The organism is Verrucomicrobiia bacterium (assembly GCA_019634635.1).
Lineage (GTDB): Bacteria > Verrucomicrobiota > Verrucomicrobiia > Limisphaerales > UBA9464 > UBA9464.
In genome coordinates this window covers 110,996-136,409 of the sequence record JAHCBB010000009.1, presented here as the reverse complement: position 1 = coordinate 136,409, position 25,414 = coordinate 110,996, and the positions used below count along the sequence as shown (strand labels likewise).

The following is a 25,414-nucleotide window of genomic DNA, read 5'->3' as shown; positions in this document are numbered from 1 at the left end:
GCTCGACCCGGATCGCAAAATCGGGTTGTCTGTTCCCATGAGACGCCACCTGTGGATTGCCATTCTCAGCCTCGTCACCCCGGGCCTTCTCCCTGCCGCCAACTGGCCATCATGGCGGGGCCCGAACCAGGATGGGACAACGTCGGAGACGAACTTCCCGGTCGCGTGGAGCCGCGAGAAAAACGTTCGCTGGCGGGCAGAGCTGCCGGAGGCTGGAAATTCCTCCCCCATCGTCTGGGGCCATCACGTATTTGTCACCCAGGCCGTTGACGACGGTCGGCGTCGCACGGTGATGGCATTCGATCGGGACTCCGGACGCCCGCTCTGGCAGCAGGGTGTGGACTACGACGAGGCGGATCCGCGCCACAAGACCAATCCGCACTGTGCTGCCTCGCCGGTGACGGATGGTGAGCGGGTGGTCGCCAGTTTCGCCTCGGCAGGCGTGGTGGCCTACGATCTGGAGGGCCGCCAACTTTGGCGGACCGACTTGGGGCGCCAGCGGCACACTTGGGGACAGGGCTCGTCTCCGGTCCTCTCCGGCGATCTGGTGATCGTTTATCATGGCCCGGGCGAGTTCTCGACGCTCTGGGCGCTGGACAAGCGGACCGGTGAGAAGCGGTGGTCGGTGCCGCTGAAGGAGGAACACCCGCCGGAGCGGTTCGACGGCTTCGCGGGACAAAGCGACGGGATGATCGGAACCTTCAGCACCCCGTTGGTGGTCCCCGCCGCAGGGCGCCAGGAGGTGATCCTGCCGGTGGTCAACCGGCTGCGGGCCTTTGACCGGGACACCGGACGCCCGCTGTGGAGCGCGGATGGCATGAACCCGTTGGTCTATGCGTCACCGATCTACGCTGATGGAACCGTGGCGATCCTCGGGGGGTTCTTTGGGAGTGCGATTTTTATCAAGCCCGGTGGCGCAGGGGATGTCACCGACCGGCGGCTTCATTACGAGCGCCGTCTCAAGAAACACTGCATTGGAACCCCCGTGGTCCGGGACGGCCACCTGTACTCCAGTCTCACCGACGGGTTCGGGCAGTGCATGGAGCTGGCCACCGGTGAGGTGGTTTGGGAGGAACGCCTGCCGGCCAGCGGTGCAAGCTCCCAGACGTGGTCGTCGCCCGTGCTCTCAGGCGACCGGCTCTACATCGTGAATCAGTCGGGCGACACCCTGGTGCTCCGTTCGGCGCCAAAATTTGAAGTGATCTCCGTCAACCCGGTCGGGGAGCCCTCCAACTCAACCCTGGCCCTGTCGGATGGGCGGATCTTTCTTCGCACGGAGACCGCACTGTGGTGTCTGGCCGAGGATCGTGCGGCATCCCGCTGAAGCCTGGTCCGCACGTCACGGCGTACGCGGGCGATTGCGGAACTTGTCGTAAAGCTGGGTGTGGCGGCTGGAAAGTGGCACCTCCTCGCCGCCGATCCAGAGGCGCTTGACCCGGGTGCGGATGTCGAGGATGTCGCCGTCCGCCGCAAAGAATGTGGCATCCTTGCCCGGCTCAAGCGACCCCAGACGGTCCGCGATGCCCAGGATTTGAGCCGGATACAGCGTCAGGCCGCGGAGGGCCTCGGCGGCCGGCAGACCAAAAGCCACCGCCTGCGCAGCGGCATACGGGATGTTGCGCACGGTGGAGGCGCCGAAGCGTCCGGTACCCTCGCTGAACGCAATTTTGACCCCCGCCCGGTGGAGCAGGGCCGGCGTGGTGAACTGGATGTCGTACGGATCCTCCTCCCGTGGTGGCAGGGTGAACTGATGCTCGTAGGCCACTGGAATCTGGTGGGTGGCCAGAAGCGCTGCGACGCGGGCGGCGTCGCGGCCACCGGCCAGCACCGCCCGATACTTGCGGCGCGCTGCCCACTCCACAGCGGAACGGGTCTGGCGGTATTCATCGGCGTGCAGGAAGACGGGTTTTTCCCCGCGGATCACAGGCAGCATGGCCTCCCATGCCGGCACCAAGGTGGCGGCCCTGTCGTCCCCGGGGGCGGACCGTGCCCTGGCATAGGCCTCCGCTTCGGAAAAGAAGCCGTCAATCTCCCGGATCCGGCGGTCACGATCCCTCGCCTGGTCCTCCGGCGATTTCCAGTCATCCGGATTGGCGTAACGCTCCTTGGGGGTCGTGTTGAGTGTGAACTCCGGCCAGAAAACGTGGAGGCCGACATCCCGCTCCACCACCAGATCCTCCACCGTCCAGCCGGCGAGCGCGATGACCGAAGACCGTCCACTGATCACACCACCAAGCGGGATGGGCTGGGCGTGGGTGTAACCGTTTGCACGGGCCACCGGGATCAACTCGGAGTCCGGATTCACCGAAACCCACGAAGTGACCTCCGGTGTGAAGGCCCCCACCTCGGTGGTGTCGCGGGTGGCCCGGACCGCGTCAATCTCCTGGAGTCCCAGGATCGTTGTCGGGGCGATCAAACCCGGGAAGAGGTGGAGTCCCTGAAGGTCCAGCGTGCGGTCTGCGGGACCAGGGTCGCCACCGACGGAGGCCAGTTTGCCGTCGCGGACCCGCAGGCAGGCGTTGGTAAGCACAGGTCCCGCAGCGGTGTGCAGGGTGGCATTGATGATTTGCAGCGAGGCGGCGCCTGCCGGCAGCAAGAGCAACCCGGCCAGCGAGGAGTAGAGGAGTGCCTTCATCAACTTGGGACCTTGAAGATCTCTAGGGTTGCGCATACGCGGGCTCCGCTCCGGGCTTCCACTTGATGTTGCAGCCCAGGCTGGGCAGTTGGGGCCCGGAGACCGGACGTCCGGCAAGCACATCCTCAAGCGCCGCGCGCAGATTGGCACCGGTGATCGGACGCCCATTCCCCGGCCGCGAGTCGTCAAACTGACCCCGATACGCGAGCTCGCGGGAAGGGTTGAAAAGAAAAAAGTCCGGAGTGCAGGCCGCCTTGTAGGCGCGCGCCACCTCCTGCGACTCATCGAACAGGTAGGGGAAGGTCCAGCCGGAGGTGCGGGTAAACTCGGCCATTCGCTCGGGACGATCCTCCGCATACCGCGCAACATCATTGGCGTTGATGCCCACGAACGCCACGCCCCGACGCGCGCATTCGCGTCCGAACTCCGCCAGCGCGGCCCTCAGGTGCAACACGTACGGGCAATGGTTGCAAAGGAAGGAAACGACCATCGCCGGGGCGACGCTGAAATCGGTCAGCGAGACCTGGCGTCCGGTGGCGGGCTCGGGCAGTCGGAACGCGGGTGCCGGCGTCCCGAGCGGCAGCATCGTGGAGGGCGTCAAGGCCATCCCCCGATTGAACGGAGAATGCGCCCCCAACGCAATTCCCGGTTGGTGCCGGACCGCTTCAGCCTCACGCTGCGGAATGCAGATCACGAATCTCAATCCCGACGCCGACATCGGCGCCAGCGCCTGGATGGTCCAATTGGACGGCCACCGGTTGTTGTTGGATGCCGGCACCCATCCGCGCCGGGATGGCCGGGAGGGACTCCCGTTGTATGAGGCGGCCGGGGATGCCGATGTGGATGCGGTCGTGGTGTCCCACTGCCACCACGACCACGTGGGCTCGCTTCCGGTCGCCATGCGGCATTTTCCGCACGCCCCGGTGTTCATGACCGACCTGAGCTACTTCCTCGTGGAGCGCGTGCTCCATAACTCGGTCAACGTGATGAAACGTCAGCGCGAGGAGCTCGGAATCCGGGAGTACCCGCTGTATTCGCATGAGGAGGTGGACGACCTCGCCGCGTGCTTCCAGGGACTGCCTTACAACCGAGAGCACGCCTGGGTCGCCTTTCCCAACGGGCAGGGCGTTTCGCCGACGCTGGAGTTCCATGACGCCGGGCATACTTTGGGCGCGGCCGGGGTGATGCTTCGGGGGGCACGGGAGACGCTTTTCTACAGCGGGGATGTGTGCTTTCACGACCAGACGCTCCTGCGGAAGGCCCGGTTCGAGGATGTGCAGGCCGACGTGCTGATCCTCGAGACCACGCGGGGCGCCCGGGAGCCGGTGCCGGGACTCACGCGTGAGGGGGAGCTGGATCGAATGGTCACGGCCATTGAAGCGGTCCTGGGGGCCGGCGGGAACGTGCTGATCCCGTCCTTTGCCCTTGGGCGGACTCAGGAGATGCTCGCCCAACTCGCCATCTGGATGCGCACCGGCCGGCTCCGACCGCGTCCGGTCCACATCGGCGGATTGGGAAGGGTCTTCACCGAAATCTACGACCTGCAGGCCCACCGGACCCACCGGTCTCACAGCAACCTCCGTCTGACCGAGGCCCTGAACCTGACGGTCATGAATCCCCGCGAGGTGGCCTCGGGACGGCTCGGATCCGGACGCCTCTTCGTCATGACCGCCGGAATGATGAGCGAAAACACCGGGGCGCATGATCTCACGCTGCGGATGGCGGGCGACGCGCGGAACGGAATCTTCTTCGTAGGCTATGCCGATCCGGCATCACCGGCGGGCCGTCTGCGTGCCGCCCCGGAAGGGGAACCATTCCTTTTCAGCGCCTCGGGCGGGGAGCTGACCCGCCGGTGTCGTCTCGAGGAGTTCGATCTGACCGCCCATGCGCATCGCGAGGACCTGCTGGAGTTTGTCGGCCAGGTGAATCCTCACACCGTGATCCTGGGACACGGCGACGCCCCGGCGCGCGCGTGGTTTGCGGCGCAAATCCATGCGCGATGGCCCCGGATCCGGGTGGAACAACCCGGCCCGGCGGCCACGGTCCGGGTCGCCTAAGCGGTGATGGAACCGCGAATCCGCCGCCAACGAGTCAGCATCAGCGCGCCCAAACCGAGGGCTGCGAGGGCCAGGGTTTCCGGCTCGGGAACCACCTGGGTATCGAGCGTCAGGGAATCGAGGCTCAGGCTGTCCTCCGCGGCCGAGAACTGGATCGTGTAGGTGGAAACGTTCAGCGGGGCGAGGTTCCATTCCCACGCCGAGGAGACGTTGAATCCCTGGGGGCCCGGAACCCCGGGGGTTCCGAATGCCGAACGGTCCAGCTCAACGCGGGTCGCCGACAGGCTTCCGGAGCCGTAGTTGAGCGAAACGGCGCCATAATCCAGTTCCGTGCCGGAGGTCCGGACCTGCAGCACGACGGCACCGACGGGGCCGCCCCCCGAATAGGAGAGGGTGAAATCGCTGACCCCGGCCAGGTTGTAGATGTTGCCGGAACCAAGGACGATGGCTCCCGGGGCGGACTGGACGAGGACCGAGGTGGTGTCGTTGCCGAACTCGGCGAGATTTCCCGGCGCGCCGACGGCGACGGTGAAGGACTCCCAGTATCCCGCCCGGGACCCGGGCTCCCCCCGAAAGCTGGGGACGTAGAACCCGTTGGTGGCCGCCAGGGCGGCCGATCCGGACAGAGCGGCGGCAAGAGCCGCACCAATTCGCAGTTTCATCGCCGCGAATCTGGGCCAATCCTGCCGGCGCGCCAAGCGGCGGATTGCGATTCAAGCGCCCGGGATTGCCTTCAAACTTGTGGCATTGGAACGCGGAGTTGCCCGGCTGGCGGGAAGGCAATGTTGCAAAGGCGCTGCTCGACCAACGTCGTTTGCTGCGCTGGGCAGCACGCGCTTGGCCAAACCCGGCGGCGTCGCGAGTCTCGAACCGGTGAAGATCCTGGTCATTGAGGATGACGCGAAGACGGCCCAGGCCATTGTCCGTGGCTTGGAGGCGGAGGGCCATGAGACCGCCGTTGCCGGGACAGGCGACGATGGATGGGTTCAATTGGACGCCGGGGGATTCGACCTGGTGGTGCTGGACTGGATGTTGCCGGGACGGGACGGCCTTGAAATTCTCAACGCACTGCGTGGCAGGAATCCAAGGCCTCCGGTGCTGTTGCTGACGGCCCGGGATGCCGTCGAGGACCGGGTCGTGGGCCTGGATGGCGGCGCGGATGACTACTTGGTGAAGCCGTTCGCCTTTGCTGAACTGCTGGCCCGCATTCGAGCGCTGCTTCGGCGCAGCACTCCGGATGAGGTGCTGCGGCGGCAGGTCGGGGATTTGGTGCTGGAAATCCCAGCACGCCGAGTCTGGCGCTCAGGACAGGAGATGATGCTGACGCCGCGCGAATTCGATGTGCTGGTCTGCTTGGCGCGGCACGAGGGCCAGGTCGTCACCCGGCAGATGCTCGCCGAGCAGGTGTGGCGCGATCCCAATCGGGCTACTCCGCTCGATAACGTCATGGACGTGCATCTGGCGCATCTGCGTAAGAAGCTGGATGAGGGGCGTCGCTCGCGGCTGATCCAGACGGTGCGCGGCGTCGGCTTCATGCTGCGGGAGGAACTGCAGCCATGAGATCCTGGTGGCGGCGCCAATCCCTCCAGTTCCGGCTAGCTGTGTGGTTCACCGCGGTCGCGAGCGGGATCCTTCTGGGGTTGGCGCCGGCGGTCTACTGGCGGATCGGGCACCGGCTGCACGTCGAGTTGGACCGCCAGCTCGGAATTGACTGGAACCTCATCGAGGCGCACCTGGAGGCGGACGCTGCGGGGGGCATCCGATGGAAAAGGGATAGTCCGGCCTCCCCGGATAGTCCGGGCTATGCGGACACTTGGTTCGACGTCTGGGCGGGCGGGGGGCTGCTGCTGCGCCACTGGCCGGCCCGCGGCGGGATCTCCGGACGGCCGCCGGCGGACCAGGCGCGGCAGTTCCACACCCTCCCGCTGGACACGGGAAGCTCGGCACGTGCACTGGAGCAGCCAGCCCGGATTGGGGGACGCGAAGTACTTCTCCGGGTGTTCCGCGACGAATCGGGACTGCGCCGCACCCTGCGGGAGATCCTGATGGGGTTTGCCCTGGCAGTGCCCGTGGTCGCGATGCTGGCGGCGCTGGGGGGATACGTCATGGCGGGGTGGATGCTCCGCCCGATCCGCGCGATGACGGAACAGGCGTGCCGGATCACCTCCGAATCCCTGGGCGAGCGTCTGCCCAACCCGAATCCGCATGATGAACTCGGCCGCCTGGCGACCGTGTTCAACGAGACCCTGCAGCGGCTGGAGAACTCTTTTGACTCCCTCCGGCGGTTCACGGCCGACGCGTCCCATGAATTGCGGACTCCCCTGACGGCACTGCGGGCGGTCGGGGAGGTGGCGCTGCGGAACCCCGGCGATGTTCAGGCCCTCCGGGAAACGCTGGGCAGCATGTTGGAGGAGGTGCAGCGGTTGCATGACCTTGCCGATTCCCTGCTGCTGCTGGCCCGCGTCGAGGGCGGCCGGTGGTCAGCGCGGCTGGAGGCCGTGCCGGTCGGGGCGCTGGTCCGGGAGGTGGGCGACTGCCTCGGCGTGCTGGCCGCCGAGAAACGGCAGACCATCGAGTGCACCGCCCATCCGGGACTGCTGGTGACCGCCGACCGGATGCTCCTGCGTCAGGCGGTGATGAACGTCCTGCACAACGCCATCCGTCATGGTCCTCAGGGATCCCGGGTTGCGATCCAGTGCTTCCTCCGGGGCCCTCTCGCGGTCATCGCCATCATGGATGAGGGACCCGGAATCGCGCCGGAGCACCAGCAACTGGTGTTCGAGCGATTTTATCGTGTTGAGAAGTCGCGCACCCGTCCGGAGGGCGGCGCGGGACTCGGACTCGCCATCGCCAGGTCATCCGTTGAACTCCTCGGCGGGCGCATCGTGCTGTCCAGTGAGCCGGGTCGGGGTTGTCGCTTCGAGATCGGCCTGCCGGTGCGCGGTCCGGGGGTGAGGCCGGTGGCGGGACGTTGCAGGCTTCGCGGGGATCGCGGAGGTTCCTGAAGAAATCTTCAGGATTCTGCGGTGGGGTTGGCCGGGGGGTTTCCTCAACATAGTTCCCGAAGGCACCGCAGGCTGTGCTGTCAGAGCCACCCCGGCCTTTCGCGACATGCATTCCGTCCTCCACGTTGCCCTGCGCCGGCCGCTTTCGGTGATGGTTCTGGTGGTGGCCGTGATCCTCGGGGCCTCGTTTGCCCTGACGCGCATGGCCCGCGACGTGTTCCCGCCGCTGGGCATTCCAACCATTTACGTGGCCCAGCCCTATGGCGGTATGGATCCGGCGCAGATGGAGGGGTATTTCACCTACTACTACGAATACCACTTCCTCTACATCACCGGCATCGAGCACGTGGAGTCGAAATCCATCCAGGGCGCCAGCCTGATGAAGCTTCAATTCCACCCCGGTACGGACATGGCGTCCGCGATGGCCGAGACGGTGGCCTACGTCAACCGGGCGCGCGCCTTCATGCCGCCGGGAACGCCCGGGCCGTTCGTGACCCGCTTCGACGCTGGAAGCGTGCCCGTCGGCTATCTGGTGTTCTCGACGACCAACGTCAGTCGGACCGTGGGGCAGATGCAGGATGCGGCCCTGAACCTGGTGCGGCCGCTCTTCGCGACCCTTCCCGGGGTTTCCGCGCCGCCCCCCTTCGGCGGCAGCGCCCGGACGATCCTGGTGAATGTGAAGCCGGACCGGATGCGGGCTTACAACGTGACACCGGACGAGATCGTCACCGCATTAACCCAGGCCAATCTGGTGAGTCCCTCGGGCAACATGAACCTGGGGGACCACTATCCGCTGGTACCGGTCAACGCCGTGGTCCGGAACATCAGGGACCTGGAGGCGGTTCCGCTTCGTGTCAAAGGAGGCGCGGGAGTGTTTCTGCGCGATGTGGCAACCGTCGAGGACGGCAGCGACCTGGTCACCAGCTATGCCCTGGTGAACGGCCGGCGCACGGTATACCTGCCGGTCACCAAGCGCGCGGACGCCTCGACGCTTTCCGTGGTGGAGCTCGTCCGCAAGAATCTTGCGCAATTTCAGTCCGTGGTGCCGGAGGACATCGAGGTCACCTATGAATTTGACCAGTCGCCGGTGGTCCGGCGGTCCATCCGGGACCTGATCAAGGAGGGTGCGGTCGGCGCCGTCCTGACCGGCCTGATGGTGCTGCTGTTTCTGCGCGACTGGCGGAGCGCCTTCATCGTGGTGATCAACATTCCCCTGGCGCTCCTCGCGGCCTCGATGGCGCTTTGGGTCAGCGGACAGAGCATCAACCTGATGACGCTTGGCGGACTCGCCCTCGCCGTGGGAATTCTCGTGGACGAGGCCACGGTGACGGTGGAGAACATCCATACCCATCTGCACCGGGGCGCGTCCGTGGCCCGGGCGGCCCTTGAGGCGACGCGTGAAACGGCATTGCCGCGGCTTCTGGCCATGCTCTGCGTTCTTGCGGTGTTCCTCCCGGCGGTCTTCATGCAGGGGGCCGCCCGGTCCCTTTTCGTGCCCCTCGCCCTGGCGGTGGGGTTTTCGATGATCGCGTCATTCCTGCTCTCCAGCACCCTGGTTCCGGTGCTCAGCATCTGGTGGCTCCGCCGTCCGGGTCCTCCGGGTGGCGGAACGCATCCGACGGAGCCGCAACCGCCGGACCGCGGTGGACTTGCCGGGGTGCTGACGGCGTATGGGAGCCTGCTGCGCGGCGTGGTCCGGCTCCGCCATGGGCTCCTCCCCGTTTACCTGGGGTTGACGTTCGGTGTGGTGGTGGGGCTAGGCCGCCGGCTCGGAACGGAGATCTTCCCGACCGTGGATTCCGGCCAGCTCGCCCTGCGCCTGAGGGCTCCAGCAGGAACGCGCGTCGAGGTCACGGAACAGTTCGCCCTTCAAGCCCTCGACCTGATCGGGAGGGAGGCCGGTCCGGACAACGTGGCCCTGACGCTGGGACTGGCCGGGGTGCATGCACCGAACTATCCGGTGAACCTGATCCATCTCTGGAATGGCGGCCCTGAGGAGGCACATCTGTCCATCCAGCTCCGGCCGGAAGCCCGGATCCCAATCCCCGAGCTGCGGGAGCGGCTGCGCAGTGCGTTTGCGGCGCAGCTCCCGGAGCTTCGGGTCTCGTTCGAGCCGAGCGACATTGTCAGCCGGGTCATGAGTTTTGGGTCGGCGACGCCCGTTGAGGTGGCGGTGAGCGGCCCAAGCCTCCCGGCCAACCGGGAGTTTGCGGAGAAGGTTGCCACGCGGCTCCGCGGGATCCCGGCCCTGCGGGATGTGCAGATTGCGCAATCCCTCGATTTCCCAACGGTGGAGGTGGATGTCAACCGCGAACGGGCGGGCCTCCTGGGCGTGAATATGAGCGACGTGACCCGCTCCCTGGTGGCGGCAACGACCTCCAGCCGCTTCACCGTGCCGGTGTACTGGGCGGATCCGGGTTCGGGCATCGCGTTCTCGGTCCAGGTCCAGATCCCGCAGACCGAAACCGCGTCCTTGGAGGATTTGAGGAACGTCCCGATCGCCGGCGGCGACGGACGCTCCACGCTCCTCCGCAATGTGGCCAGCGTCACGCCGGGCACCGCCGTCGGGCAGTACGAGCGCTACAATATGGCGCGGGTGGTCAGCGTCACCGCCAACCTCCACGGGACGAGCCTCGGCGATGTCAACAAGGAGATCACTGCGGCACTCGCCGGACTCGGGTCGCCGCCGGCGCGAACCCGGGTGGATCTCCGGGGCCAGGTGGTGCCATTGCAGGAGCTGCTGGATGGTTTTCGCTCCGGCATCGTCCTCGCCATCCTCACGATTTTCCTCCTGCTGGCCGCAAACTTCCAGTCGCTCCGGCTGGCGCTGGCGGTGGTGTCCACGGTTCCGGCGGTTCTTGCCGGAGTGGTCCTGATGCTGTGGATGACCGGCACCACGCTGAACCTCCAGTCCGCCATTGGGGCCATCATGGCCGTTGGCGTGGCGGTGGCGAACTCGATCCTGCTCGTCACCTTCGCCGAGATGGCGCGGGCCGCGGGCGCCGACCGCGCCGAGGCGGCGGTGCAGGGTGCGCGGGAACGGCTGCGGGCGATCCTCATGACCAGCTGCGCAATGATTGCGGGCATGATCCCGCTGGCGCTCGGCCTCGGGGAGGGGGGCGACCAGACAGCCCCCCTGGGTCGTTGAGTCTTCGAGCGAGGTCGGGTAAGGGCCGGAATCCGCCGAATTCCACCGGAAAGCGCCGGAAATCAACGCTTTACAACGGCGAAGTCCAGAATCGCGAGGTTTGGTAAACTTTGGCCGAAAATGGCCGGATTTGCGAAGGTTCGGTAAACGTTTGCAGGGCGCCAGATGGCGGATGCAAGGGGTCTGCACGAGCCTTGCACCCGGCGGGCGGCGGCCGTCAGAGGAGGAAAAGCTGAGAGTCTTGGCGCGGCCGAGGCCGACGCATCGCCGGCTTGAGCAGGTGCGCTGCCTGGGCCAGCTGTCTGACTGGGTCTGGACGACTCTCGGGGGTCCGGCCGCCAACGGCCGCGACGACTTGAGCCATGAGGTCACCCACGAGGGACGCCTGGTGGCGCTTGGCCAACTCGTAGAGACGATCACCGCGGATCCGGAGGTAGGAGTCCACCACCTGGCCCAGCCAGGCCGGCCGGTACCGGATCGACCCAATGTCACCGTGTCGGATGGCCTCCATCAGCACCCCGGATCTCGAGTCGAGGAACAGATCTCGATAGGAGTCAGCCGAGATCGTGACCCCCCGTTCGTCCAGCCATTCAGCCGGCTTCAAAACGACCCACCGGAGGAGGCGCGGAGTATCCTTGGCCACGGCGACGTGATCGCCCCCGTAGAAATGGCGCCCGATGAAACCCAGGATGGTGTCCCGAATCTCCTGGGGAGTCTGCTGGCGCCGAGGCGATCGCTGTGCTGAGTTTGCCGCTCCACGTTTCACGCTTCGGCGCACCAGAGGTCTTGAGTTTCCTTGAACCGTGAAACCCGGTCGTGCTTGCTCACTCCCGAGTCTCTGGACCGCTCACGGTGGGCGATCGTCGAGCCTCCAAGTGTGCCGGGCATTTTTGACCGATGGAGAACGCCAACTGGATCGTGGCAGCGATTATCGCGGCAGTCGTGAAGGAGAGTGTATCGTTGTTGCTCCGGTACGCGGCAAAGCACGCCCCTACCGTCAGGAGGAGGATCGTGACTCGGCTGACTGCCCACTGGCGGTTGATCGACGGCATCTTGGAAATCCTTCAGGGTTGTTTTTGGGGTTGGATAGCCTGGATAATTGGGGAGCCGCCAGCTTCAAGAGGCCAGATGTTCATGGTGGCTTTCTCTATGGTCGTTGCCGCGTACTGGTTCCACTCGGGTGTCGAAAAGGTTGCCAGCGAGTGCCGCCGCTAACCCGGAAACCGCGTTAATTCGTAGTCGATTTCCAGAATTATCGCCCGCACTTCCGGAGGCGCATCAAGGTTCATGGATCAGTTCCCATGCAGATCGGGTCCGCGTCGCGAGAAAACCATCCCCGCGCAATTGGCGAGGCACCAGTCGAGTGCCTCTTGGGCATTTCTGGTCGGTACCACCTCCAGGCTCCGCCGACGGCCGGTCGAGACGACGAGCAACCCATGGGGGTCTCCCTCGACGTAGAAAACAGTCTTCGATTGCTGTGGAAATGACGGGAGGCCTTCGCTCCAGTTCGATTGTGGTCGTCCCATGGCGATATGGGGTGGCTGCACTGGCCGGACCGCGCGTCAACGCGGCTCCGGCCTCATTGCTTTTCAAACCTCGGATCATCGGTCTTTGGGCTCCAAGTAGGGCAACCCGACGAGCCGGAAAGCGTCCTCTTCGGAATGGATCCAGTGTCGGCGGCCAACTACGTCGGTGAAGTGGCCGGCCGTTGGGTGCCAGCGCCAACCCTTACGGAGCGCGGCGGTGGCGATTCGAGTGTTCGTCTCGGCGCTGCCGGTGCGGCAAACGATGTAGCCGTGCCAGGCCGGGAAGTAGGTCGCGAAGAAATCGATCGGTACCCCGGACGCTCGGTGGATCGCGAGCTTGTTGCATTCGCCCCACGTCGGCCTGCCAAGTTTGTTCAGCCGCTTCGCCAGAATTCCGGCGGACAAAAGTCGGTCCAGCTCCAGGTCCACCATGTTTCGCATGCGAAACTCACCCAAGGCGCCCAGAAGATCTGGCGGTTCCGGCACTGCCTCCATTCGCGGGATGTATACGATCTCCACGTCGCCCACCTCCTGACGGCCGCGACGGAGCGATCCGCACACCTTGATCGCAGGCGCCCCACCGGGGAACGCCTCACACACCCCGACCAAGGCGCGGCAGATCTCCTTCGCTGTCGTCAGGGCGACGCCCCTGGAGAACCGCTGTGGATTCGCGCTCAAAATGGATCCTCCCCGGGCCCTGGCGGGCGTGCGTCCCCCGCCAGGGCCATTGCCGGCGCGTCAGCCCCGTGCTGACCCCGGCCCCGAACTTTCGGGCTGTGGGCCGCAGATGTCCGTTTCTTGGCCCAGCGCTCAGGGGGTATGCCGGCGGCCGAGTACATATCGGCCAAGCTGTGGTGGCGGGCGTTGCGCATGGCCTGCAGCCGCGCCCAAAGGGTCATGACGAGCTGGAGGAGTTCACTGGGAATCTCCAACAGTTCGCCGCTGGCGCGTCTGCGGATCAGTCTGGGCTCGTGGCTCAGATCGTCCACCCCGACGGTGCCTCCAGGGCTCGGCGGTCGGCGATCCGACACGACCCGGGCCACGTAGCCAGCTGGGTCCTCCACGTACACGCCCAGGCACTGGGTGATCTCCGCCAAGCGGTGCTCCAATCGTGCCCTCACCTGGTTCTGTGCCCGGAGCTGCGGCCCCAGTGATCCTGGATCCGAGATCGCGCGGAATGCGCCGAGCACCAGATCCAGATCGCGGTTCGTCAGGAGCTTCGACGACCGGGTACACCCGATCGCGCGCGCCTGGATCTCGTGCCGATCCGCGGAGGGATCGGCGCGCCGCACCGCCGCCCATTCGCGCCAATAGAGCTGGGTCTGCTTGGGGGTCATTGGGTCAGGCCGGCATGGCGACGTGCGGCGGCATACATGGCGCACACCGCCGGGATTGTATCAATTCGCGCGCGGGTCGCGATGATGCCCGCCCGGATGGTCCCATGGTTTCGACCGATCCAGGCCCCCAGTTCGTAGGGACACAGCGACGACAGTTCCAGGGTGAGCATGTACCACGCCTGCCGCGCCCGCACGATACGCTCGGGACGGCTGCGGCCGAGCAACTCGTCCCGAGTCACCCCAAACGCGCGGATCACAGCGTCCGCGGCGTTCTGGATCGCCTCTTGGGGCGACTCCGGTGACCGCCATTCGGGCGCAACAGCAGTGCCCACGCTGAGGGCGGGACGGGCCGCCTCCGGATCCAGTGACGAGTAGGAAATGGTCATGGCCGCCCCTCCGCCGGCACCACCTGTCGTTCATCGGGGGCGTCAATCCGCGGCTCGACGTAGAACGTCTCCTCCTGGACCACGCGGACGCCCATGTGCCGCAGATCCTGAGGGGACAGTTCGTCGCGCATCGCGAGGATCGCGGCCTTGTCCACCTCCTCCTTGGTGCGGATGAATCCCTTGTAAGGAGTCAGGTTGCGCAACTTCTCGAGCACGCGATCCCAAGTGAACCCCGACAGCGGCTTCAGCGATGGATTGCCTGTTCGCCATCCGACGACGCCGTGGGTCATCTGGAGGCTCTTGGCGGTGCCGAATGCTTCCGGGTGCCCATCCGCCCAGGCGCGCAGCATCTCCGTGTTGGTCTGGATGTCCGTGCCGAGCTGCAGCAGTTCATCCTTGAACCGGTCATCCACAGCCTTGAGTTCGAGCTCGCGTTCGGCCGCCATTGCACTGCGCGTGATGACTTGGGCCCGGAGCAGGCCGAGCACCGTTTCGGCCTCCTCCCGAGTCTGAATGAGGGGCCCCTTGGACTTGATTCGATTGGACATGAGGATGGGGGGTTACTGGACGCCGATGTCATCGTCGCCCCGGAAGCAGGCGTACATGGCACCGCCTACCACCAGGACGACCAGGGCAAGTATAAGGACCACGTTCGCCGTGGCCCGCGGCTGGGTGATGGAGACCAAGACGACCAGGGCGCAGCAAGTGCAGGTCACGGCCAGCTTGAGCACCTGAATCCGGGTGCGCAGCGTGGCAACGACACGCCGCAGCCGATCAATCGTGCCGTCCCGATGGGCCCTGGCCGACACGTAGCTGCCATCGTGCGGGAATGGAGAGATTTCGGTCTTCATGAGCTCCTCCTATTCATTCGCAGTCGTGCCAGGTTTGGGTCGCGGACAATGCACGCTTCTCATGCCACTGATAGTCCTCCCACGCGTCATTGATCGCTTCGAGCCTCCTCGTCGATCCCACTACCCACACAGGAATTCCGGACGGTCTGACAGCCCGGAACAGACCGTACGATGAGCATTGGAGCGTATACCCCGGAGGCATGCCTCGCATCTCTGCAGCGGCGCGAGTCAATGCGGCGACTGCCGCACTGCCCCCCCAGAAGAATCCAATTGCCGCGCCAATCAGCACGACGAGAAACAGACCGAATCCGGCGATTTTTGAGATAAGCGATTTCATGATTCAGAATTGGTGACGTTTAATCGGTAGAAACTGAGGCACTGCCCGTTGTGCCACTCGCTGCGCTGTTCCACCTGGAGGCCGCGCTCGCGCAGATCTGCCACCCGGGAGTGGACGATGCAGAATCCCTGCGGGTTGCCTGCACCCACCCTGGCCAGCACGGGCATCGGCACCCAGGCGCCCTGTGCCGCCACGAGGCGGCGACGGATTCTCTCGCACTGGGTCCACCCACGCCGCCGCCCCCGCCGTTTGAATTCCTTTTGTGTGCTCATGGCTTTTGTTCGGATCTCAGGTCATCCAAGTACCAGATGCCGTCCGTCACCCTGTGAAGTCGGAAGAGGTCGCCTCGGCAAAACTTTCGCGCCGCCGCCTGCGCGGCCGGCTCCGGTCCCATCGTGCAGCTGGCCTTGACCCCGGTGCCATTCACTCGGGCCATGTAGGTGTCCCCGCTGTACCGGACCGAGACAAGGTGCTGGGGGTGCGCGCTCATACCGCCTCCTCCTGCGCCTGTGCCAGGCAGTAGGCGGCCAGCACCCGCCCCCAGGTCATCTTGGTCGAGGTCTCCTTCGCCAGATTTCGGGCGTCCTCCAGCAGACGGATCCACGAGCCCAGCCCGTCGGCGCGGACGATTTGCTTCTGCAGCAGCGCCGGGTTCGCAGCAAACGACTTCGGGCCATCCTCGCCGTCCAACGCGATGCGCATCTCCCGGTCAGGCGCGGGCTCCAGCCGGAAGGCGTCCGCAAAGGCATTCAGGTCTGCGGCCGGGACTTCCGATGGGAGCTGCAGCACCAGCCCCGGCGACCTCCGCCTCCACAGCTGCTGGAGGATCGAGTTGTGCCGCAGGGCATCACGGAGATCCCCGGTGCCCATCAGCACCACGCCACACTTGCGCCGATCGTGGATCTCTCGCACGAACTCCAGGACCATCAGGCTGGAGTTGTTCTTCTTGTTGTAGAGGCACTGGTGAGCCTCATCCACGATCAAGAGGTTGTGCTCGTCGAAGCTGTCCAGGATGCGCCGGCGAAGGTCCGGGTAGCAGATGCGATCGGGGATCCCCAGCCTGCGGGCCAGTTCCGAGATGGTCACCGTGATGGAGCCACCCGTCGGCACGCGGAACACGTGGGTCGTCCCATGGTTGTTGAGCCGCTGGAATTCATTCGCCGCCGTCGTCTTGCCGATTTGCGAATCACCGACCACGAATCCCAGGCGGTGCTTGGTCAAGGCGCCCCGGAAGATCGTGAAAAGCCGGCGGGTCAGCGGGGTCTCAATGAACGTCGTCGCGCTGTGGGCCTCGACCTCCTGCACATCCCGCCTGAGGGCGGCGATCGCCTTGGCCAGCGGCATCAAGCTCGCACCCTCGGCGCCGCGTTTACCGGTCAGGGCCTGGTAGACGCTATCACCGCTGTAGACGCTGCCGTCCGGCTTGCGCAGCCGTGCCGCCAGATCGGCCACACTGATATTGAGCCCTTGCCCGTACTTGGCGAGCCATCGGAGCTGCTGGCACTCGAAGTCCGGCAGATTCCGCGTCGCCAGCGCCACCGTGTCCGCCGCCACCGTGAATCGGTTTCGCGGATTCGGCGCCGCGACCAGCTCGGTCTCCGGCGCAGGCGCCGGCGGTGCATCAATGGTCAGTGTGTCGTGCATGTCCCTCCTTTTGGTTCAGCTCAATGGCGTCGGGATGTATTCCACGTCGCCCAAATCGGGTTCGAGGTGCGTGGCCGATCCCGCCTCGATCACCTCATCAAAGACCTCTCCTTCGATCGGAGCATCCGTCTGCATCGCCCGACCCGCTTCCGCGGCCCGGCGAGCCATCCGGTTCATCTCAGACGTCGGCCGGGTCGGATCCCGGCGCGCCGCCTCCTCCACCAGCCGCTGATTGTGTTCGGCCATGTGGAGACGTTGCTCGGCCTCGTCGAAATGGCGGCCGGCCACCCCGATCTTCCGATCCGCCACCCAGGTGGATTGGCGTTTGATCGCTCTCTGGACTCCGTCCACATCGTTCTTCGAGGGCATCTCGATCCGTTCGACCAGGGCCACGTGTGCGCCCTTGGCGTCCACCAGCTGCAGCCACTGAGGCATGAGCGGGTTGAAGAAGGCGGAGAACTTGTCTCCCGGGTAAAACTCCCGCCCGGTCGCTTTGGCCAGGAACCGGTGAACCCCGGGACCAAATCGGAGCGTGTCCTGGAACTCGATCATGCTCTGGCGGGTCACCGTCACCTCCAGGGCATCGTCGGGATCCAACAGTCGGTGGAGTGCCATCGGGCTCACCCGCTGCAGCTCGCCAGATCCCCGCTCCCACACCTCGCGCCGCGACAGGCGCACGGCGCGCGTCAGCTGTGATCCTCCAGCTTGCAGCACCGCCCGGAGCGCTTGCTGCTCCGGCGCCGGCAGCGCCGCGAGCGCAGACACGGGCAGCCACATGAGCGACTGCGGGTCAGACCGCCACTCGAGGCGCGTGAACCCGAGTTCCTCCCACCCCTCCAACTCGTGATCTCGGTCTTCGAGTACCGACTCGATCGCGGCCCGCGCGACCCGGGAGAACTGCCCGTACGTCATCACCCCGAGCAGTTGGACCTCCTGCGCGAGATCGGGCGGCAGCACACGCGCCAGATCAAGGCTCCGGGCCAGCGCGAGCTCCCGGCCGTGCAGATCTGCCGGACCGTTGATTCGCTGGTTGCTCCCGGTCCTGCCCGGGAGCCGGTCGAGCACATTCTCGATCACCGACCACAGCCCCTCGATCAGGGGCTTGTGCTTCGGGTTCCCCTTCCCGCGCGGTGCGTATTGCCCAGGGTGCGCCTGCTCCGCAAACACGCGGCCCTGGGAGACTTTCACGCGCCCGCCCGTCACAGCTGCCAGCCGCGCCTCAAAGGCGGGCCGGATGACCGCCTTGCCTGCCTCGGTGACGAGCGTCGTCCCAGCCTCATCCGTCCGGTAGCCGTGCTTGGTGAGCAACGACACCACGAAGCACCGGAACTGGAATTCACTGAGGACCCGCTTCTTCTCCGCTTCGTCGTCCCAGAGCATCGGCCGCACTGAGACGCTCCCCCAGCCCGACAGCGCATCCACCCACCCAAAGCACTGCGGCCGCATCGCCCGGCTCTGGCCGGCAAAGTGGACCTTCACGTCGAAGTCGTGATCGTCGAATTCGATCCGCTCCGCGAGGCGCAGCCCTACCCGCGTCGTCCGGACGGGCGGCTGCACATTCCGTGCGGCAGCCATCCCCTGGCGAACCGCCAGGCCGTCGAATGGATGCTCGCGGACCGTCCGCTGCAGGTTGTCGTACGTCCACCCGTCCGGCACGCCGGTCGCGGGGTTGGCCGCCGGCCAGGTCTCGTACCCGGGGATCCGCTCGTAGTGCCGGCCCGCCATGTCGTAGTGGGTGCGCCAGATCCCGAGCAGCTCGGCGTGCGCCTGGGTGGCCACACGCTGGTGCTTCTCCCGCAGCCCCCGGTACCACTCTTGGAAAGCAGCCGGCAGCCCCGCGGGCTGGCGGGCCTTCCAGAGCGATGCCGCCTCCCGGCGGTCCACCAGGTCGAGAGGGTCCCGCGTCTTGATGTACCGGCGCACCCGGGTGTAGAGCGACCGAGGAGTCAGGCCTGGCACCTCCCCTGCGGCCTGCTTGCAGGCCGCCAGCAGCGACGGTGCGTCGAGCAGACCGGGGAGCCGCTCCGCGATCATTGAGAGCTGCGTCCAGGCGACGTTGCCGATCTGGCCGATCAAGGCGGGATCGAGCTGGATCACCGGGGAGAGCTGGAGCGGCGCAGTCATCTTCAGGCTTTCCGGTTCATGAGTGCCTTGAGCCGTTGGACCCACATGGAGGTCACGGCCTCCGTACCCACAAACTCCTGGGGCTCGAGCACCCCCAGCACCGATGCGTTCACCGCCGACATCAGCACGTTGTCGATCTCCCGCAGGAGCGACCGTGCCGCCTGTCGCTTCTGCTCCGGTGTGCTCGGCTTCAGCCGCGCCTGCATCCACTTCGAGAATTCCTCCCGGATCTCCTTCGAGCGGGCCCCGGCTTTGCCGCGCGGCGGCACCTTGCCGTTCACGATGAGCTCCGGGTGGCGCTCCCGCAGAAACTGAGCCCAGAATTGGTCGCCGCCCCGCGGCAGAGCTGGAGCCATGAGCCCCAGGCTCTCCATGAAGTCGAGTTGTGACCGCCCATCCACCAGTTTCTCGACCGCCTGGTTCAGCACCTTGCACTGGTAGTCCGTCAATTGGGTGATCGGGATCGTGAGCAACTGCCGGAAGACCTCGCCAGCCTCCCCACTCTGGAGCCGCGGCAGGGCGGCGCCCGCCATCTTCATCCAGCGGCTGGCGGTGTCGTCGCTGACCCCCAGTTCGCGTTTGACGATTTCGGGCCAGGCAAGTTGGTGGTCGGCATTGCCATCCGAGGGTCTCCCGACACGGATCTCATGCGATTGGTGCAGGTCGAGCAGCGCGATCCCGGCCATCACCCGGCACGCCACAGCCCCGTGCTCGAACCGATTGGCCGCATCCGTGAACCGCCGAACGGTGTCCCAGCTGTTCTGGGCGGTGGTCACCCGGGAGATGGCGAGTGCGAGATCTGGGATGGATGGAGTCGGGAGGTCTGCAGTCATTGGATCAATCGGGCTTGAAGGAAGTTTTCGAGGGAGTGCCGCCGGATGAATCGGGTGTGCTGCACCCGGTCTTCGGCCCACACCCCGGCGCGCACCATGTCCATGATGAGCTGGGCGCTGATCGAGAAGCGGATCGCGAGGACCGCGGCTCGCTGCCGGCCGCCGGGGGTGGGGCCGATGACCTCGGCGATCACACGGAGCAGATCCTCAGGGTGAGGGGACATCGTCCCGGGATCGCAGTGGTACCGCACGAGCTCGAGCGCCCAGAAGCGCAGCTCCCTCCGCGTTTCGGATCCCGGAGAGGCAAAATCCCAGACCCATCGGAGGCGGCCACGGTCCACCTGGTCGGCCACCGATTCGGTGTCCATCCCAAGGACGGCTCGCGCCGTGTCCACCGACACCAGGGAAACGGCCGACGATACATCGAGATGCGAGGTGCGCGTGCGCGTCGGCGATGTGGTGGTGAGGTCCATCAAGATTCCGAGTCTTGGTCTTCCCTGTTCTGCATTCCGGCGAATTGTCCGGCTAGAACTGCAATTGCGGAGATCACCGACAAGGCGCCGAGGGTGATGCACACACTGACAATCACTTCCCACCTCCCGGGGCGGACCTTGCGATGAGGTCGGATTCACCGATCGAAAGCTCTCCCGCCTCGATTCGCGGCAAGCCGTGGGCCAGCGCAATGCGCAGTACGTCCGATCTGTTGAGGCCCGTGACTTTCGCGATCCGGATAAGACGACTGTTGGTAGCACTCGGCAGTCTCACTGGCAGGGTCTCACCAAATCGGCGTTTCATGCGGGCGTTGTGTAGCAACGCTACACAACGTCGTCAACGACGTTCTTGAAAAAAAACTCTGAATGCTACACAGCTTGCCCGTGGCACTTGGATCGCAGCTCCCGATTCGTCTGGACCCGGAAACGGATAGTCGTTTACGGAGCGCTGCGGCCATCCTGGGAACATCGAAATCGGCCTTGATCCGGCTTCTGGCGAAATCGTTCTGCGACCAGGTCGTCCAGATCGACGGGTCTATCGTGATGCCGCCTGAATGGCGCAAAATTCTGCCGCCGTCTGACGGGCGCAGCGAGCGCGCGCGCCCGACCGTTACCGGCGACCCCGGCGCCGACGAGGGGAAGTCGCGCGCGAGAAGGAAGCGCCCAAAATGAGGAACTGAGCCCAGAGCGTACACATGATTCGCCTCCTCACATGCTTTGGCTGCGCGAGTACCGACGAAAGCGAACCGGCGCACGTAACATCGCGAATACGGCTGTTTTTGGAGCTCATCCTTGATTCAGGGGTGGGTCGGAACCTTGCGACGAGGTGCTCGGCAGCAAGACAACGTTGCTCACAAGATCCTCACCACCAAACCAGTGAGCATAGCGTGCGGGAATGGTATTGGGCTTAACGGTTCCAAATTGAGCGAGCGGAACGGATGGTTCAGTTTGCGATTTTGAGCAATTTCGCAAACGCAACCGAGAGCGTGGTAGGGCAGCAGCAACCGAATCGGTCCCGCAATAACCCAAACCGGCAACCTTCTGAAAGTGAGGCGGTTGTAATTCCCGCACGATGCGGGAATTAAATTTTGCCATGCTGCCCTCTTGCACTCCCAAGGGGCCATACGCAGGTTTCGATGGCTCCCCCGGGGTGGTGTTGAGGGCCTGGTAGTGCGTGGCCGCCCCCTTTTTTTCGGGCTTCAAGTTGATTTTGCCGACTGGGCCGCCGGCGAAAATCCACAACCGATCAGGAAACGGATTCGGCGCGAAAGTGTTCGTGGGCGTTCACGAGTCCGATCTTCAAGTCCTCGATTTGATCGTTCGCGATCTTGAACCACCTGTTCTGCAGGGTCAGAAACCTGTCAACGCTGACGCCCACTCCATCATTCCGCGACCAAATAACGTATCCCATGCCAACCGGTAACTCCATGGACAGCTTCCGACCGCGCGGTGGATCGATCTCTGTTCCAAGGATTCTCGCCGCTTCTTCAAGTTGGTCGATGGCTTTCCGAAATAGTGCCAAGCAAGCAGGAGGCATTCGATCCGGTCCAAATTCGAGTTCAACGATCGGCGCTTCAGTCTCAGGATCCTCGGGCTTTCTGACCACCATTCGGGAACATAGTTTTGCGCCCTCTTCGGGAAGCTGGGTCTTTGTCACTCCATGAAATTCGAGGACAAATCCTTCCACCAACGGAATCCGGGCGTGGAGAATGCTGTTCTCGACTTTGATTGGCTCGACGGGGTTCAACAGGGCGATCGACATCTGCTGAGGCTGCTCTAGCTCCTCTCGACCGTCAATCCCGCGTCGTCTGGAGCGCCCAATTGGCAATGGCGCTCGGCCTTGGAGTTTGCGGAAGTTCCGAAGCCCCCATCGGGAAATGGTTCTAAGGTCCGGGGCTGCCGGGGCGATCGCAAAGCGATCTCGCCGTGTTATCCACCTCTGCCGCCAGAGAGGCGCTCGGCCTCCTTCCGGCGACTGGCTTCTTCCGCTTCCTGAAGGGCGGCACGTTCCAAGCGCTCGAAGGCGAACACGATGTAGACAAACTGGACAAAGGACCAGGCAAACAAGCCTGCCAAAGCCGAGGCAACCCACTTGGCGATGGGGTTGTCCTGTGGCAGGAATCCGCCAGCCCCCATAGCGGTCGCACAGATCGTGAAGTACAGGACCAAGGCGGTGAGTCTCTCGCCACAATCGCGCGCTATGCCGGCGAGCCGACTCAGCTGCCTGGGCGGTGCATCCCATCTAACCACCAAGTCGACTACGCGAGTTCTCAAGTTATATGCCGTGACTGAAAAAGTCGCCACCACGAATGCAACCTTTTGCATCGCTTCCAAGGGCTGGATTCCGCCGGCCCGGAGACTTCCCCAAGCCAAGCCCATCGCGACTGCCATCACCGCGAATGCGGCCAATGAAATCCCCAAGCGCCCTCTTCCCGATTGAAGCTGGTCGCGCATCCTACAACACCCCTTTATTCCGAATCGTGTTCATCAACCACTCAGCAAGGCGCGCCATCGCATCGTCGACGGACATGTTTCCATCATGGTGGTGTACCTGAATTGGCTCGGCGACAGTGAGCTCGTTTCCTTGGATCTTCGATTTTCCGCCAAGGAGAATCGTCGTATCGAGCCCTTCGATTCCCCCGACTGAAGCCGATAAGCTCCTGAGCAAGTTTTGCGCATCACCATCTTTCCGGCCCCTGTAGCGTAGTTCGATTGAAATGGAAAGAGACCCTGGATCGGCTCCGTCCTTGGTCATCTGATCAAGAATTGGGCCCCCGATCCCGAGACGGTCCAGTATCTCGCGATGCCATTGCGAGACTTCAATTCGCCGAACGTACTTCCGATTACCTTTCCGATCTGGATGGCCTTCGGGAAGCGGTTCTCGGAACTTTCGAAAGGCGTGTCCCGAGAGCTCGATGGCGCGAATCTCGTTCGACCGCTTCAGTTTCTCGATGGCTGTGGCATTCGGCACGTTTTTTAGTGCGATCATTCGCTTGGAACTGGGCTCAGCGTTCTGAATCAACCAAAGGAGGAAGTCGTTTAGGTTCGAGATGTCCAGTTCACGACTTTGAATTACGGCAACGTGGTTCTCTCGAACCGCGAAAACCAGGTGTTGTTCCTGTAGGTTTCGAGGGATTCCATTGGAATCCTTGGGCGGTGCGGTTCCCTGCCAAGGGCGGCCTTCCTCCTGAATTCCAACCAGAGGAACATGGCGCCCCGGACTGTACTTCACCAATTCTCCGCAGAGGCACTTCTCTTTTGTTTGGATACTGGTGAGTAAGTGGCGAGTGCTATTGCCGATCCCAACTTCGCGGAAATGCGGCAATTGCACTCGGCGAATGGCCTCGGAAAGGAGATTTTGGAGGTTCTCGTCCTGGGGCGGATGGGATTGAATCTCGCACCGGCGGTAATTTGCAGTCTTGGGCTTTCCTTTCATGGGCAGATCGCGTCCGCTTGGCGGGTCGGCCCGGCATGCACGGAGAATGGTTTGCGTAGCATAGGCGCCGCAATTGATCCGGAATTTCTGGTGCCGGTCAACTTCTCCGCTGAGCACGTTCGGCTGCCTCGCGAACGGGCATCCGTAGGCGGGCCGGGGTATGCCAGCGCGGATGAATCGCGAATCCCTCCTCGGCATCGTACGCCACCTCCTGACCGTTGCTGGCGGTGGACTCGTCACTTCTGGCTCCCTCACCTCCTCCGAAATGGAGCAGGGGGTGGGCGCCCTCCTGACCCTCGCCGGCATTGGCTGGTCCCTCTGGGCCAAGCGCCGCCAGCCGGCCGCGGGCCAGGCGGGTCCTCCCGAGACCCCCCCGTCCACCTTGGCTCCCGTGCTGGTGGGCTGCGCCCTCTTTGCAGGGCTGATGCTCGCCGGGTGCGCGGGCAGTGGTGGAGGCGTCGCACTCAACTCGGAGAAGGCCCTGACAACGTCCTTCAACACGGTGGACACATTCCTGGCCTGGGAGCACGCCAATCGGGACGTGCTCTCCGACCAGGTGACCGCCGTGGCCGACACGCTCCGCACCACGTACCCGCCGGCGCATGACGGCGCGCTGCAGGCCCTCGCGGCCTACAAGCAGGCGCGCGACGCGTCTAGCCACGACGCCTTGCTCACATGGCTGGCGACGCTGCAGGGCATGGCGGATGCCGCCATGGAGGCCCGCGCACGAATCGCCACCCCCTGACCTCTGCTGACCAGTCTTCACAACGCCCTCCATCAACCCTCCCATGGATCCCATCCTCGCAATCAATACCGCCACCGCCCTGATCAACCTGGCCATGAAGCTGCGCGATGAGGCGCAGCGCAAGGGGGAGTGGACCCCCGCCCAGGAGGCCGCGTATCGCGCCAAGACCAAGGCCGCATTCGAAACCGCAGCGCACTGGCAGCCGAGTGGCCGCACGCCATCCCGCGCCCGCCGCTGATCATCGATCGCCCCCCCGGAACCTCCACCACACCCATGAACACCCCCCCAACCGTTGGCGCCATCTACCGCCACCGCCACGTGATCAAGTATGGCCCGCACGACAAGCAACCGCCCAACCGGTTCGAAATCGTGGCCGTTGGCGAGGACTTCGTGGACTCCAAGCGTGAAGGAGTGGACGAACTGCCCACCCGGTGGATTCCCGCGGAGTTTGCAGATCTCTTCGAGCTGATCCCACCTCCAGAGGAGAGCAATTGACCTGCGTCCATGAGCCCCATGTTTCTGGCGGCGGCAACCGAACCGGGTTTGCCAACGGGCGTCCTGTGGTTTGCCGGCTTGCTGGCGGCGTCGGGACCCCTGTCGTCGTTGGTGGCACTCGTGGGGGTCTTCGCCACGAGGCGTGAGGTCGAGGCTCTGGAACGGCGGATCAACGAGACCCGCATGCAGCTCGATTCCATCTCGGAGGATATCTCCGATCTGGAACGTCGCTTGAACCACGCCAGCGAGGATCGGGCCCTGAAGACGCACGAGCGCATCAACGAGATCCTGCGGGAGATCTCCCGACTTTCCGGGCGCTTCGACCAGCAACAACACGCCAATGACCACCCCGTCTCGCGCTGAC

General features: G+C 64.7%; 29 protein-coding genes. 10 read left to right on the top strand and 19 right to left on the bottom strand.

The features are described from left to right. The first annotated feature begins 37 nt into the window (after positions 1-37). A complete protein-coding gene (locus tag KF791_08565) occupies positions 38-1,324 on the top strand; it encodes a PQQ-like beta-propeller repeat protein (GenBank protein MBX3732632.1) in 1,287 nt (428 codons plus the stop codon). A gap of 15 nt (positions 1,325-1,339) precedes the next feature. Here KF791_08565 and KF791_08560 read toward each other — a convergent pair whose 3' ends face one another. Beyond that, the gene (locus KF791_08560) at positions 1,340-2,635 is read right to left on the bottom strand and encodes an amidohydrolase family protein (GenBank protein ID MBX3732631.1); all 1,296 of its coding nucleotides are present in this window, start codon (positions 2,633-2,635) and stop codon (positions 1,340-1,342) included. Positions 2,636-2,657: 22 nt separating this feature from the next. Beyond that, complete coding sequence (locus KF791_08555) at positions 2,658-3,242, bottom strand: thioredoxin family protein (protein ID MBX3732630.1); 585 nt, start codon at positions 3,240-3,242, stop codon at positions 2,658-2,660. A gap of 76 nt (positions 3,243-3,318) precedes the next feature. Here KF791_08555 and KF791_08550 point away from each other — a divergent pair, with 76 nt between their 5' ends. Further along, positions 3,319-4,692 carry an MBL fold metallo-hydrolase gene (locus KF791_08550; GenBank protein MBX3732629.1) on the top strand — a complete coding sequence of 458 codons (1,374 nt, stop codon included), beginning with the start codon at positions 3,319-3,321 and terminating at the stop codon, positions 4,690-4,692. On the opposite strand, the gene KF791_08545 is transcribed toward KF791_08550, so the two are convergent. Next, a complete protein-coding gene (locus KF791_08545) occupies positions 4,689-5,354 on the bottom strand; it encodes a PEP-CTERM sorting domain-containing protein (GenBank protein MBX3732628.1) in 666 nt (221 codons plus the stop codon). The genes KF791_08550 and KF791_08545 overlap by 4 nt on opposite strands. Positions 5,355-5,565: 211 nt before the next feature. On the opposite strand from KF791_08545, the gene KF791_08540 reads away from it, so the two are divergent. The 3 genes from KF791_08540 (at position 5,566) to KF791_08530 (ending at position 10,845) form a co-directional block, all read left to right on the top strand. Next, positions 5,566-6,252, top strand: a complete 687-nt coding sequence (locus tag KF791_08540; GenBank protein ID MBX3732627.1) for a response regulator transcription factor — start codon at positions 5,566-5,568, stop codon at positions 6,250-6,252. Further along, positions 6,249-7,697, top strand: a complete 1,449-nt coding sequence (locus tag KF791_08535) for a HAMP domain-containing protein (protein ID MBX3732626.1) — start codon at positions 6,249-6,251, stop codon at positions 7,695-7,697. The genes KF791_08540 and KF791_08535 overlap by 4 nt, the downstream gene beginning before the upstream one ends. 106 nt (positions 7,698-7,803) lie before the next feature. Then, positions 7,804-10,845: an efflux RND transporter permease subunit gene (locus tag KF791_08530; GenBank protein ID MBX3732625.1), complete on the top strand. Its 3,042-nt coding sequence runs from the start codon at positions 7,804-7,806 to the stop codon at positions 10,843-10,845. Positions 10,846-11,062: 217 nt separating this feature from the next. Here the strand turns inward: KF791_08530 and KF791_08525 are convergent, their stop codons facing one another. The 13 genes from KF791_08525 to KF791_08465 form a co-directional block, all read right to left on the bottom strand. Continuing rightward, positions 11,063-11,611 (bottom strand): hypothetical protein, encoded by a 549-nt coding sequence (locus tag KF791_08525; GenBank protein MBX3732624.1) that lies wholly within the window; start codon positions 11,609-11,611, stop codon positions 11,063-11,065. A gap of 835 nt (positions 11,612-12,446) precedes the next feature. Further along, entirely contained in the window at positions 12,447-12,866 is a 420-nt protein-coding gene (locus tag KF791_08520) for a hypothetical protein (GenBank protein ID MBX3732623.1), read from the bottom strand. Positions 12,867-13,045: 179 nt separating this feature from the next. Further along, complete coding sequence (locus KF791_08515; protein MBX3732622.1) at positions 13,046-13,708, bottom strand: hypothetical protein; 663 nt, start codon at positions 13,706-13,708, stop codon at positions 13,046-13,048. Continuing rightward, entirely contained in the window at positions 13,705-14,094 is a 390-nt protein-coding gene (locus KF791_08510; GenBank protein ID MBX3732621.1) for a hypothetical protein, read from the bottom strand. The genes KF791_08515 and KF791_08510 overlap by 4 nt, the downstream gene beginning before the upstream one ends. Further along, a complete protein-coding gene (locus KF791_08505; protein MBX3732620.1) occupies positions 14,091-14,642 on the bottom strand; it encodes a host-nuclease inhibitor Gam family protein in 552 nt (183 codons plus the stop codon). The genes KF791_08510 and KF791_08505 overlap by 4 nt, the downstream gene beginning before the upstream one ends. Positions 14,643-14,654: 12 nt before the next feature. Beyond that, entirely contained in the window at positions 14,655-14,945 is a 291-nt protein-coding gene (locus KF791_08500) for a hypothetical protein (protein MBX3732619.1), read from the bottom strand. A gap of 13 nt (positions 14,946-14,958) precedes the next feature. Next, positions 14,959-15,282 carry a hypothetical protein gene (locus KF791_08495; protein ID MBX3732618.1) on the bottom strand — a complete coding sequence of 108 codons (324 nt, stop codon included), beginning with the start codon at positions 15,280-15,282 and terminating at the stop codon, positions 14,959-14,961. Beyond that, positions 15,279-15,554 (bottom strand): hypothetical protein, encoded by a 276-nt coding sequence (locus tag KF791_08490; protein ID MBX3732617.1) that lies wholly within the window; start codon positions 15,552-15,554, stop codon positions 15,279-15,281. Before KF791_08490 ends, KF791_08495 begins: the two co-directional genes overlap by 4 nt. Continuing rightward, positions 15,551-15,772: a hypothetical protein gene (locus tag KF791_08485; GenBank protein MBX3732616.1), complete on the bottom strand. Its 222-nt coding sequence runs from the start codon at positions 15,770-15,772 to the stop codon at positions 15,551-15,553. The genes KF791_08490 and KF791_08485 overlap by 4 nt, the downstream gene beginning before the upstream one ends. After that, positions 15,769-16,926: an AAA family ATPase gene (locus tag KF791_08480; protein MBX3732615.1), complete on the bottom strand. Its 1,158-nt coding sequence runs from the start codon at positions 16,924-16,926 to the stop codon at positions 15,769-15,771. Before KF791_08480 ends, KF791_08485 begins: the two co-directional genes overlap by 4 nt. A 15-nt stretch (positions 16,927-16,941) precedes the next feature. After that, positions 16,942-19,050, bottom strand: coding sequence for a hypothetical protein (locus KF791_08475; GenBank protein MBX3732614.1), 2,109 nt, complete (start codon positions 19,048-19,050; stop codon positions 16,942-16,944). A 2-nt stretch (positions 19,051-19,052) separates the two neighbouring features. Beyond that, the gene (locus KF791_08470; protein MBX3732613.1) at positions 19,053-19,883 is read right to left on the bottom strand and encodes a hypothetical protein; all 831 of its coding nucleotides are present in this window, start codon (positions 19,881-19,883) and stop codon (positions 19,053-19,055) included. Continuing rightward, positions 19,880-20,356, bottom strand: a complete 477-nt coding sequence (locus tag KF791_08465) for a hypothetical protein (GenBank protein ID MBX3732612.1) — start codon at positions 20,354-20,356, stop codon at positions 19,880-19,882. Before KF791_08465 ends, KF791_08470 begins: the two co-directional genes overlap by 4 nt. 402 nt (positions 20,357-20,758) lie before the next feature. On the opposite strand from KF791_08465, the gene KF791_08460 reads away from it, so the two are divergent. Further along, positions 20,759-21,046 carry a ribbon-helix-helix protein, CopG family gene (locus KF791_08460; protein MBX3732611.1) on the top strand — a complete coding sequence of 96 codons (288 nt, stop codon included), beginning with the start codon at positions 20,759-20,761 and terminating at the stop codon, positions 21,044-21,046. Positions 21,047-21,620: 574 nt separating this feature from the next. On the opposite strand, the gene KF791_08455 is transcribed toward KF791_08460, so the two are convergent. The 3 genes from KF791_08455 to KF791_08445 form a co-directional block, all read right to left on the bottom strand. Next, positions 21,621-22,136 carry a hypothetical protein gene (locus tag KF791_08455; GenBank protein ID MBX3732610.1) on the bottom strand — a complete coding sequence of 172 codons (516 nt, stop codon included), beginning with the start codon at positions 22,134-22,136 and terminating at the stop codon, positions 21,621-21,623. Between the two features lie 167 nt (positions 22,137-22,303). Then, a complete protein-coding gene (locus KF791_08450) occupies positions 22,304-22,828 on the bottom strand; it encodes a hypothetical protein (protein MBX3732609.1) in 525 nt (174 codons plus the stop codon). 1 nt (position 22,829) lies between these two features. Next, positions 22,830-23,810: a hypothetical protein gene (locus KF791_08445; protein ID MBX3732608.1), complete on the bottom strand. Its 981-nt coding sequence runs from the start codon at positions 23,808-23,810 to the stop codon at positions 22,830-22,832. Positions 23,811-23,982: 172 nt separating this feature from the next. Between KF791_08445 and KF791_08440 the strand changes: the two genes are divergently transcribed. From KF791_08440 to KF791_08425, 4 genes are read left to right on the top strand one after another with little or no spacing between them, the layout of a single operon-like run. After that, entirely contained in the window at positions 23,983-24,555 is a 573-nt protein-coding gene (locus KF791_08440; protein ID MBX3732607.1) for a hypothetical protein, read from the top strand. Between the two features lie 43 nt (positions 24,556-24,598). After that, positions 24,599-24,793, top strand: a complete 195-nt coding sequence (locus tag KF791_08435) for a hypothetical protein (GenBank protein MBX3732606.1) — start codon at positions 24,599-24,601, stop codon at positions 24,791-24,793. Between the two features lie 35 nt (positions 24,794-24,828). Beyond that, entirely contained in the window at positions 24,829-25,050 is a 222-nt protein-coding gene (locus KF791_08430) for a hypothetical protein (GenBank protein MBX3732605.1), read from the top strand. A 9-nt stretch (positions 25,051-25,059) separates the two neighbouring features. Then, entirely contained in the window at positions 25,060-25,413 is a 354-nt protein-coding gene (locus tag KF791_08425; protein MBX3732604.1) for a hypothetical protein, read from the top strand. Position 25,414 lies beyond the last annotated feature (1 nt).

Bases quoted from the DNA above. Each gene is read 5' to 3' on its own strand.
- KF791_08545 (MBX3732628.1), bottom strand. From the start codon at position 5,354: ATGAAACTGCGAATTGGTGCGGCTCTTGCCGCCGCTCTGTCCGGATCG.
- KF791_08470 (MBX3732613.1), bottom strand. From the start codon at position 19,883: ATGACTGCAGACCTCCCGACTCCATCCATCCCAGATCTCGCACTCGCC.
- KF791_08495 (MBX3732618.1), bottom strand. From the start codon at position 15,282: ATGAAATCGCTTATCTCAAAAATCGCCGGATTCGGTCTGTTTCTCGTC.
- KF791_08505 (MBX3732620.1), bottom strand. From the start codon at position 14,642: ATGTCCAATCGAATCAAGTCCAAGGGGCCCCTCATTCAGACTCGGGAG.
- KF791_08515 (MBX3732622.1), bottom strand. From the start codon at position 13,708: ATGACCCCCAAGCAGACCCAGCTCTATTGGCGCGAATGGGCGGCGGTG.
- KF791_08485 (MBX3732616.1), bottom strand. From the start codon at position 15,772: ATGAGCGCGCACCCCCAGCACCTTGTCTCGGTCCGGTACAGCGGGGAC.
- KF791_08510 (MBX3732621.1), bottom strand. From the start codon at position 14,094: ATGACCATTTCCTACTCGTCACTGGATCCGGAGGCGGCCCGTCCCGCC.
- KF791_08435 (MBX3732606.1), top strand. From the start codon at position 24,599: ATGGATCCCATCCTCGCAATCAATACCGCCACCGCCCTGATCAACCTG.
- KF791_08430 (MBX3732605.1), top strand. From the start codon at position 24,829: ATGAACACCCCCCCAACCGTTGGCGCCATCTACCGCCACCGCCACGTG.
- KF791_08425 (MBX3732604.1), top strand. From the start codon at position 25,060: ATGAGCCCCATGTTTCTGGCGGCGGCAACCGAACCGGGTTTGCCAACG.
- KF791_08475 (MBX3732614.1), bottom strand. From the start codon at position 19,050: ATGACTGCGCCGCTCCAGCTCTCCCCGGTGATCCAGCTCGATCCCGCC.
- KF791_08520 (MBX3732623.1), bottom strand. From the start codon at position 12,866: ATGGAGGCAGTGCCGGAACCGCCAGATCTTCTGGGCGCCTTGGGTGAG.
- KF791_08535 (MBX3732626.1), top strand. From the start codon at position 6,249: ATGAGATCCTGGTGGCGGCGCCAATCCCTCCAGTTCCGGCTAGCTGTG.
- KF791_08445 (MBX3732608.1), bottom strand. From the start codon at position 23,810: ATGAAAGGAAAGCCCAAGACTGCAAATTACCGCCGGTGCGAGATTCAA.
- KF791_08450 (MBX3732609.1), bottom strand. From the start codon at position 22,828: ATGCGCGACCAGCTTCAATCGGGAAGAGGGCGCTTGGGGATTTCATTG.
- KF791_08440 (MBX3732607.1), top strand. From the start codon at position 23,983: ATGAATCGCGAATCCCTCCTCGGCATCGTACGCCACCTCCTGACCGTT.
- KF791_08500 (MBX3732619.1), bottom strand. From the start codon at position 14,945: ATGAAGACCGAAATCTCTCCATTCCCGCACGATGGCAGCTACGTGTCG.
- KF791_08555 (MBX3732630.1), bottom strand. From the start codon at position 3,242: ATGGCCTTGACGCCCTCCACGATGCTGCCGCTCGGGACGCCGGCACCC.
- KF791_08565 (MBX3732632.1), top strand. From the start codon at position 38: ATGAGACGCCACCTGTGGATTGCCATTCTCAGCCTCGTCACCCCGGGC.
- KF791_08560 (MBX3732631.1), bottom strand. From the start codon at position 2,635: ATGAAGGCACTCCTCTACTCCTCGCTGGCCGGGTTGCTCTTGCTGCCG.
- KF791_08465 (MBX3732612.1), bottom strand. From the start codon at position 20,356: ATGGACCTCACCACCACATCGCCGACGCGCACGCGCACCTCGCATCTC.
- KF791_08530 (MBX3732625.1), top strand. From the start codon at position 7,804: ATGCATTCCGTCCTCCACGTTGCCCTGCGCCGGCCGCTTTCGGTGATG.
- KF791_08455 (MBX3732610.1), bottom strand. From the start codon at position 22,136: ATGTCGATCGCCCTGTTGAACCCCGTCGAGCCAATCAAAGTCGAGAAC.
- KF791_08490 (MBX3732617.1), bottom strand. From the start codon at position 15,554: ATGAGCACACAAAAGGAATTCAAACGGCGGGGGCGGCGGCGTGGGTGG.
- KF791_08550 (MBX3732629.1), top strand. From the start codon at position 3,319: ATGCAGATCACGAATCTCAATCCCGACGCCGACATCGGCGCCAGCGCC.
- KF791_08480 (MBX3732615.1), bottom strand. From the start codon at position 16,926: ATGCACGACACACTGACCATTGATGCACCGCCGGCGCCTGCGCCGGAG.